Source organism: Cecembia lonarensis LW9 (assembly GCF_000298295.1).
In the GTDB taxonomy this organism is placed as follows: domain Bacteria; phylum Bacteroidota; class Bacteroidia; order Cytophagales; family Cyclobacteriaceae; genus Cecembia; species Cecembia lonarensis.
This window is the reverse complement of sequence record NZ_AMGM01000005.1, coordinates 114,918-122,972: the sequence shown is the minus strand read 5'-3', so window position 1 is coordinate 122,972 and position 8,055 is coordinate 114,918. Positions and strand designations below refer to the sequence as shown.

Genomic DNA, 8,055 nt, shown 5'->3' with positions numbered 1-8,055 from the left:
TCCCCTGTGTGCCTTGGAGTATTCCTCCACTCTATCATAAAACCCAGGAATAGTGATGTGGTTGTTTTCATCCTGCAAGGAGGCAATCATCTTGCAGAGGATATTGATGGGATTGGCTACCGCACCACCGTAGGTGCCGGAATGCAGGTCCCTATTTGGTCCTGTTATTTCCACCTCCATATAAGCCAAGCCTCTAAGGCCAACGGTCACCGAAGGATGCTCTAAGGAAATCATATGGGTATCGGAAACCACCACCACATCTGCCTTCAGTTTTTCCTTGTTTTCTTTAACGAAGATATCCAGGTTGGCAGAACCTACTTCCTCTTCCCCCTCAATCATGAATTTTACGTTGCAGGGCATGGCATTCTCAGCCATCATGGCTTCAAAAGCCTTCACATGCATGTAAAACTGCCCTTTGTCATCAGCTGAACCGCGGGCAAAAATAGCCCCTTCAGGATGTCTTGGGGTCTTTTTGATCACCGGCTCAAACGGAGGAGAATCCCAAAGCTCATAAGGATCCGCAGGTTGCACATCATAGTGTCCATATACGAGGATGGTCGGAAGAGATGGGTCAATGATTTTTTCACCGTAAACAATGGGATATCCCGCTGTCTGGCAAAGCTCCACTTTATCCGCACCGGCCTTTTCCAGACTTTCTTTGACAAAGTCCGCAGCAGCAAAGACATCGTTTTTGAATTTTGGGTCCGCACTGACGGAAGGGATGCGCAATAGGTCAAAAAGTTCGTTCAGGAATTTCTCCTGATTGTCCTGAATATATTGTTTTACTGACATATATGGGTTAATTCTGTTTTTTTAAGATGGGGTTAAAATTACGTTATATCTCAAGAATTGCCTATTTTACCGAAAACTTTTATCCATGAAAGCTATTATTTGTACCGAATACGGAGGCCCCGAACTCCTCAAATATATCGAAACGGAAGATCCCTCCCTTGGGGAAAAAGAGGTGCTCATAGAAGTGGCGGCCTGTGCCGTCAACTTCCCTGATGTGCTCATCATTCAAAACAAATACCAGTTCAAACCCGAACTCCCATTCTCCCCTGGAGGTGAAGTAGCTGGGGTGATTGCCTCAGTTGGCCCTGGGGTAAAACATCTTCAGATAGGACAACGCGTTTTAGCACTTTGTGGTTGGGGAGGATTTGCCGAAAAAGTGAAAGTATCCGCTGATCGGGTATTTCCTGTTCCCTCATTTATGGATGACATTACCGCCGCATCCACCCTATATACGTTTGGAACGGCATATCATGCCCTTAAAGACCGGGCAGAAATCAAAGCAGGTGAAACCCTCTTGGTACTGGGCGCATCCGGTGGTGTAGGACTGGCGGCTGTAGAACTTGGAAAAGTCATGGGGGCCAAAGTGATCGCAGCAGCCTCCACTGCTGAAAAATTGGCCATCTGTCAAGAAAAAGGGGCTGAACACCTTATCAATTATGAAACAGAAGACCTCAAAGAGAAAATCAAAGAAATCACTGCAGGCAAAGGCGTGGATGTGGTACTAGATGTGGTAGGCGATAAATATGCCGAGCCCGCCCTGAGAAGTATGGCTTGGAAAGGGCGCTACCTGGTGGTGGGCTTTGCTGCGGGGGAAATCCCCAAGTTGCCCTTCAACCTGGCCCTATTGAAAGGTTGTGCTGTGATGGGTGTATTTTGGGGCAGGTTTTCTTCCGAACAGCCGAAACAAAGTCAACAAAACCTGATGGAGTTGGTGGGCATGATCCAAGCGGGAAAAATCAAGCAGCACATCTATAAAACCTACAGTTTGGAAGAAGCCCCTCAGGCTCTCAAGGACATGATGGAAAGGAAAGTGGTGGGGAAAGCGGTAGTGGTGGTTAAGGAGAAGCGAGAGATTAGGAAGGGGGATTTCGGAGGGCGGATGTCGGAAAGCGGAGCTCGGAAGGAAGAAGGTGAAAGTGGAAAAGTAGTATTTAGGTCAGTGGAGGATTTGAGGGCGTTTGTGGGGAAGCGTTTGGGAACGAGTTCCTGGACTAGGGTCAGTCAGGAGGTGATCCAAAAATTTGCAGAGACCACAGAGGATTTCCAGTGGATCCATGTGGATACGGAAAAGGCCAAAGCCCTGATACCTGGGGGAAAAAACCTGGCCCATGGGTATTTGACCTTGTCTTTGGCACCTAAACTCCTGTATGAAATTTTGCCCTTGGAAGGGGTGCAAATGGCTTTGAATTATGGGGTCAACAAAGTACGTTTTCCAGCTCCGGTTTTTTCAGGTGATCAGGTAAGGCTGAAAGCTAGCTTGACAAATTTGGAAGATAACCCGGATGGTAGCCTTAAGTTGTATATCGAGGCTGAAATGGAATCGGATGCCAGTAACAAACCCGTATGTGTGGCCGAAATGATCTCTATGGTGAGATTTTGATATTTTCATAAAAGCAATCAAAAGAGAAAATCCAAATGAATAAAACCCTAACTGCCCTACTCTTTATTCTTAGCCTACCATCCTTAGCCCAACATAAGCCTTGGATGATGGGGCCTTTTGAGAGACCGATTGATGCAAAACCTATCATTTCTCCAACGGATCAAACTTCTTGGGATGACCCCATGAGTGGAAGAACCGTCTTTTGGGAGTCCATGGCTACCTTCAATCCGGCGGCCATTGTCAAGGATGGAAAAATCCATGTGCTCTATCGGGCCGAAGAGAAACTGGGCGAAAAGGAGATCGGAGGGCATACCTCCCGCTTGGGTTTGGCCATCTCAGAAGATGGGAAAACTTATCATCGGCTTGCAGAACCCATATTTTTCCCTGATCACGACAGTCAAAAAGAGTTTGAGTGGACGGGAGGGACAGAAGATCCAAGGATCGTGGAAACTGCTGATAGCATGTATGTGCTGACTTATACCCAGTGGAACAGGGAATATCCCCGCTTGGCAGTCGCCACTTCCCGTGACCTTAAAAATTGGGAAAAGCATGGCCCCATTTTCAAAGATTTTAGAGATGGAAAATACCACAATCAGGAAACCAAATCAGGAGCTATATTGACAGAACTTAGGGATGGTAAACTGGTGGCAGCCAAGCTACATGGCAAATATTGGATGTATTTTGGCGTGCCCCATATCTGGTTGGCCACTTCGGATGACCTCATCCACTGGGAACCCATAGAAACCATCGATGGGAATCTTGCTCCCGTACTGAGTCCCCGACCAGGATTTTTTGATTCTTGGTTGGTAGAAGCAGGACCACCGCCTTTATTGACTGATGATGGAATAGTGGTGTTGTATAATGCAGGGAATCAGCAACATATCGGGGTAAAAGATTTAGGAAACCGGCTTTATACCGCAGGACAGGCCCTTTTCAGCAAAGAAGAGCCTTGGAAATTACTTGACCGAACAGATCAGCCTTTTCTAAAACCAGAACTCCCGTTTGAAAAATCAGGACAATATGTGGATGGTACCACATTCGTAGAAGGATTGGTTTTTTTCGAAAATCAATGGTATTTGTATTATGGTACTGCCGATTCCATGGTCGGGGTGGTTATTTGGAAACCATAATCATTAAGTTCAATCAGAAAATAAAACCAATATGCGTTTAGAAAATAAAGTTGCCATCATCACTGGCGGAGCCAATGGAATAGGAGAAGCAACTGTCCGTCTATTTGCCAATGAAGGCGCCAAAATCAGCCTTTGGGATATGTCTGAAAAAGGCAGAGAGTTGGCAGAGGAGCTAATAGAAAAAGGCCACCAGGTGGAATTCAGAAAAATTTCTGTTGCAGACCGCAAAGCAGTTTTTCAAGCTGTAGAGGATATTAAAGAAAAATTCGGAAGAATAGATATTCTCATCAACAATGCCGGCATTATCCGGGACAAGACCTTGGCCAAAATGTCAATAGAGGATTGGAATGCGGTCATTGATGTCAATCAAACAGGGGTATTCAATTGCACGCAAGCCGTTTCAGAGGTGATGAAAGAGAATCGCTATGGCAGAATAGTTACTGCAGCATCCAATGTGGGATTGAGGGGGAATTTTGGACAGACCAATTATGTGGCTACAAAATCAGCGGTTATCGGAATGACGAAAGTCTGGGCGCTCGAATTAGGCAAATATGGCATCACCTGCAACAGCGTTGCCCCTGGCTTTATTGAAACTGAAATGACCAATGCCATACCAGAGCAAGTGAAGCAACAGATGCTCCCCTTAATTCCGTTAGGTTTTTGGGGAGCACCGATGGATATTGCCTATGGGTACCTTTACCTGGCTTCCGATGAGGCAAGATACGTGAATGGGAATTGCCTGGTCATTGATGGAGGGGCAGCGAGGGAATAAATTATATACCTTCCTAGAAGCCATATTTTCTTTATTCCCTCCATCCTTTTCCTCTTTTTTTGGATTGGGTTTTTCATTACCTTATAGGTTCAAAACCATCAATTAACCTAATTAAACCCAATTTCAATGAGTAACCTCAATATCAAAGCAGTGGCAGAAAACACCTATGATGCCATTGTGGTCGGTTCAGGGATTTCCGGAGGATTTGCCGCCAAGGAACTCTGTCAAAAAGGTTTGAAAACCTTAGTGCTGGAGCGAGGCCGATTAGTCACCCACATTCAGGATTATCCTACCATGAACATGGATCCTTGGGATTTTGAAAACCGGGGAAAACTGACCCATTCCGAGCGGGAGGATTTCTATGTACAAGCCCGTTCAGGGTTTGTCAATGAAGACAACAAGCATTTTTACCACAATGACAAAGCAGATCCTTATATCGAGGAGCAGCAGTTTGATTGGATCCGCGCGGATGTTACCGGAGGCCGTTCTTTGCTTTGGGGCAGGCAATGCTATCGTTGGTCTGATCTTGATTTTGAAGCCAATGCTAAGGAAGGCATAGGCATTGATTGGCCAATCCGATACAGGGACATTGCTCCTTGGTATGATTATGCAGAACGGTATGTTGGGGTTTCAGGTGAAAAAATGGGGCTAAGTCATCTTCCTGATGGACAATTTTTACCTCCTATGGAAATGAACTGTCTGGAAAAACATGTCAAGAAAGAAATAGAGTCTAAATTTCCTTTCCGTTACATGACCATAGGTAGGGTGGCCAACCTGACTGTAGAACACAATGGAAGAGGGGCCTGCCAATCCAGAAACCGCTGCCATAGGGGCTGTCCTTATGGAGCCTACTTCAGTTCTATTTCTGTCACCTTACCAGATGCTGCCAAAACAGGGAATCTTACGCTGAGGCCGAATTCGGTGGTACATTCTGTGATTTACGATGCTCAAAGTGGGAAAGCCACGGGTGTTAGGGTGGTAGATCGGGAAAGTAAAGAGATGATTGAATACTATGCCCGTATCATTTTCCTGAATGCCTCTGCGCCGGCGACAGCTGCCATTATGCTGAATTCCACCTCCGATAGGTTTCCAAATGGTTTGGGAAATGACTCAGGAGAGTTGGGCCATAATATCATGGACCATCATTATCGATTGGGTGCTATGGGTACTTTTGAAGGTATGGAAGATAAATATTACAAAGGTCGTAGGCCCAATGGCATATACATCCCTCGATTCCGTAACATCAATGAGCAAACCAAAACCGATGCCTTCCTTCGAGGCTATGGTTACCAAGGCGGGGCTACCCGCAGCAATTGGGGGAGAGGAGCTGCTAGTAAGGATTTCGGTGCTGACTTTAAAGACGGGTTGATGCAGGCAGGAGACTGGTCATTTAGGATAGGTGGATTCGGAGAAGTCCTTCCCTATCATGAAAACAGGATGTACCTACATGCCACAGAAAAAGACGAATGGGATATTCCTAAGATGGTTTTTGATGCGGGATACAAAGAAAATGAACGCAATATGCGACCGTACATCATGTCTGATGCTGCAGAAATGCTGGAAGCTGCAGGTTTGCAAAATGTACAAACCTATGACGGTGGAGGAGCTTTGGGGATTGGTGTGCATGAAATGGGTACTGCCAGGATGGGGCGTGATCCAAAAAATTCGGTGCTCAATGCTTTCAATCAGGTGCATGCTGTGAAAAATGTCTTTGTAACAGATGGGGCCTGCATGACCTCTTCAGGTACCCAAAACCCTTCGATTACCTACATGGCTTTGACCGCAAGAGCGGTAGACCATGCCATGAAAGAAATAAACCGTAGAAACCTTTAAATCTTAGAACCATGAACAGAAGAGACGCTTTAAAAAGCAGTGCTATGATATTGGGTTATGCGATTACCGGTTCTACGGTAACAGCTCTGATGCAATCCTGTGGAACAGGAGAAAAACTTTCCTGGACACCACAAATCCTTACTCAGGATCAGGCTAAAATACTCGCTGCCTTAGTAGATAGAATTCTTCCCCGTACGGATACGCCTGGAGCACTGGATGTGGGAACCGATGAATTTATTGACAAAATCCTTGTTTCTGCCTTTCCTGAAAAAATCCAAAAAGGATTTACCGCAGGTTTGGAAGCTTTCAATGCAACAGCCAAATCCATGCAAGGGAAAGACTTTGTCAAATTGGAGGATGGCAAAAAAGATGAGGTCATCAGGGATTTTGAAGAAAAATCCGGACCGCTACCGGGAGCCCTTTGGGCGTATAACTTTGCTGAAGGAAATGAATTTCCTTTTTACCGGATGATGAAAGAACTAGCCTTGCTGGGCTACTTTCATTCGGAGCAAATCGGTACGGAATATCTGGCCTACGATCCTGTTCCAGGCCCTTTCAAAGGCTGCATTGACTACAGCGATGTAGGAAAGTCCTGGACCGAGTAGAAGCGAATCGGAAGCGTAAAAATTTTGAATGTAGAACTCCCCCTAAAGTTCTTTTGCCATTCCAGAAAAGAAATTTGAAATCTCGTTTCTGGAATGGCAAGAACCTATTTTTGGGCTTCTTTATATATAGCATCCAAAAGACTACCTGGTTCTTTGGTATCGTTGCCTAATTGCCAAAACATAATTCCCCCCAATTGATTATCGATGGCATATCGGGTTTTCAATGCCACAGAAACCGTATCATCATAGGAAACCAATAAGCTATCTTTTGCCTCATACATAAAGGGGGCTTTGGCTTTTTCATCCCAATGCCTCACAAAACTGCTGTCAGTTTCATATCGATCGCGGATCTGCTGATAGCCTAACCAACCGATGTGGATATCCCTGCTCCGCTGATACAAACCTTGGTTGGCAGGCGGAACTCCTTTCCAGACCCTACCATAAAATGCCGATCCAATTACAATTTGAGCAGGATTTACACCTATATTGATAAGAAAGTCTACAATTTTTTCAACAGATTCAGGATCATTGTCAGGAGCAGCACCAGCCGCATAGAGGCTATCCAGATGGGCTTGAAAGGGAGTACCCTCAATGTCCTGATTGGCCACATGCCCTAGGGGTGTATGGTGCCCCGTATAAATGGATTCCCCGGAAACTTGGTCATAAGTCATCACATTCATATAATCTGCATATTTCATGACTTCGTCCACTTCGATAAAATCATAATACCTTTTCCAACCCGCGGAAGCAAAGGTCAGGATTTTTGGACTATCGAAAGCATCCAACATCTCCCTAAGTCCTTTCATCAAAGCAGTGAAATTCTCTGTATCTTCTGGTCTGGCCATCGTACCTGCTCCAGAAATTCCGGGGTATTCCCAGTCCATATCCATGCCATCCAATTCATATTGCGCTATAAAACTCCTGGCACTTTCGATGAATTTTGCCCTACCCTCTTCCGTAAGGGCCATATCTGAAAATCCGTCTGCACCCCAGCCTCCACAGGCAATCATTACCTTCAAATTTGGATTTCTTGACTTCTGCCTGACCAATGCCTCCAACTTCGGGCCTGCCTCATCAGGATTTCTAAATTTCATCTCACCATCAATTACTACAGTAAAGGAATAAATGATATGACTGAGTTTTTCAACTGGAATTTTCTCTGGCTGATAATCCCTTTCTGCTACATAATAGGCCATAATGACCGGTTTTGACCGATCTGCTGCAGGTTGTGGATTACATGCAGTCAAAAAAATATAACCTATGAAAGCCAGAACAAGGTATTGTATTTTTGAAGACATAGCGACGATTTTCTTATTTAAAATT

The 8,055-nt window shown here is 45.2% G+C and carries 7 protein-coding genes; 5 read left to right on the top strand and 2 right to left on the bottom strand.

Annotated elements, in window-relative coordinates; all coding sequences use genetic code 11:
• Positions 1-792, bottom strand: a 792-nt coding sequence (locus B879_RS02955) for a M20/M25/M40 family metallo-hydrolase (protein WP_040400147.1), incomplete at its 3' end; no start/stop codon positions are given.
• A gap of 85 nt (positions 793-877) precedes the next feature.
• Here B879_RS02955 and B879_RS02950 point away from each other — a divergent pair.
• From B879_RS02950 to B879_RS02930, 5 genes are all read left to right on the top strand, one after another.
• Complete coding sequence (locus B879_RS02950; RefSeq protein ID WP_009183658.1) at positions 878-2,392, top strand: zinc-binding dehydrogenase; 1,515 nt, start codon at positions 878-880, stop codon at positions 2,390-2,392.
• Between the two features lie 35 nt (positions 2,393-2,427).
• The gene (locus tag B879_RS02945) at positions 2,428-3,522 is read left to right on the top strand and encodes a glycoside hydrolase family 130 protein (protein WP_009183657.1); all 1,095 of its coding nucleotides are present in this window, start codon (positions 2,428-2,430) and stop codon (positions 3,520-3,522) included.
• A gap of 31 nt (positions 3,523-3,553) precedes the next feature.
• The gene (fabG, locus tag B879_RS02940) at positions 3,554-4,294 is read left to right on the top strand and encodes a 3-oxoacyl-ACP reductase FabG (RefSeq protein WP_009183656.1); all 741 of its coding nucleotides are present in this window, start codon (positions 3,554-3,556) and stop codon (positions 4,292-4,294) included.
• Between the two features lie 126 nt (positions 4,295-4,420).
• Positions 4,421-6,127 (top strand): GMC oxidoreductase, encoded by a 1,707-nt coding sequence (locus B879_RS02935; protein ID WP_009183655.1) that lies wholly within the window; start codon positions 4,421-4,423, stop codon positions 6,125-6,127.
• Positions 6,128-6,138: 11 nt separating this feature from the next.
• A complete protein-coding gene (locus tag B879_RS02930; protein WP_009183654.1) occupies positions 6,139-6,732 on the top strand; it encodes a gluconate 2-dehydrogenase subunit 3 family protein in 594 nt (197 codons plus the stop codon).
• Positions 6,733-6,836: 104 nt separating this feature from the next.
• On the opposite strand, the gene B879_RS02925 is transcribed toward B879_RS02930, so the two are convergent.
• On the bottom strand, positions 6,837-8,030 hold the full coding sequence (locus tag B879_RS02925; RefSeq protein WP_009183653.1) for a glycoside hydrolase family 18 protein: 1,194 nt from the start codon (positions 8,028-8,030) through the stop codon (positions 6,837-6,839).
• Positions 8,031-8,055: the final 25 nt, after the last annotated feature.

What these genes read in the sequence shown, in the direction of transcription:
- B879_RS02925 (WP_009183653.1), bottom strand. Translation starts at nt 8,030, where the DNA reads ATGTCTTCAAAAATACAATACCTTGTTCTGGCTTTCATAGGTTATATT.
- B879_RS02935 (WP_009183655.1), top strand. Translation starts at nt 4,421, where the DNA reads ATGAGTAACCTCAATATCAAAGCAGTGGCAGAAAACACCTATGATGCC.
- fabG (WP_009183656.1), top strand. Translation starts at nt 3,554, where the DNA reads ATGCGTTTAGAAAATAAAGTTGCCATCATCACTGGCGGAGCCAATGGA.
- B879_RS02930 (WP_009183654.1), top strand. Translation starts at nt 6,139, where the DNA reads ATGAACAGAAGAGACGCTTTAAAAAGCAGTGCTATGATATTGGGTTAT.
- B879_RS02950 (WP_009183658.1), top strand. Translation starts at nt 878, where the DNA reads ATGAAAGCTATTATTTGTACCGAATACGGAGGCCCCGAACTCCTCAAA.
- B879_RS02945 (WP_009183657.1), top strand. Translation starts at nt 2,428, where the DNA reads ATGAATAAAACCCTAACTGCCCTACTCTTTATTCTTAGCCTACCATCC.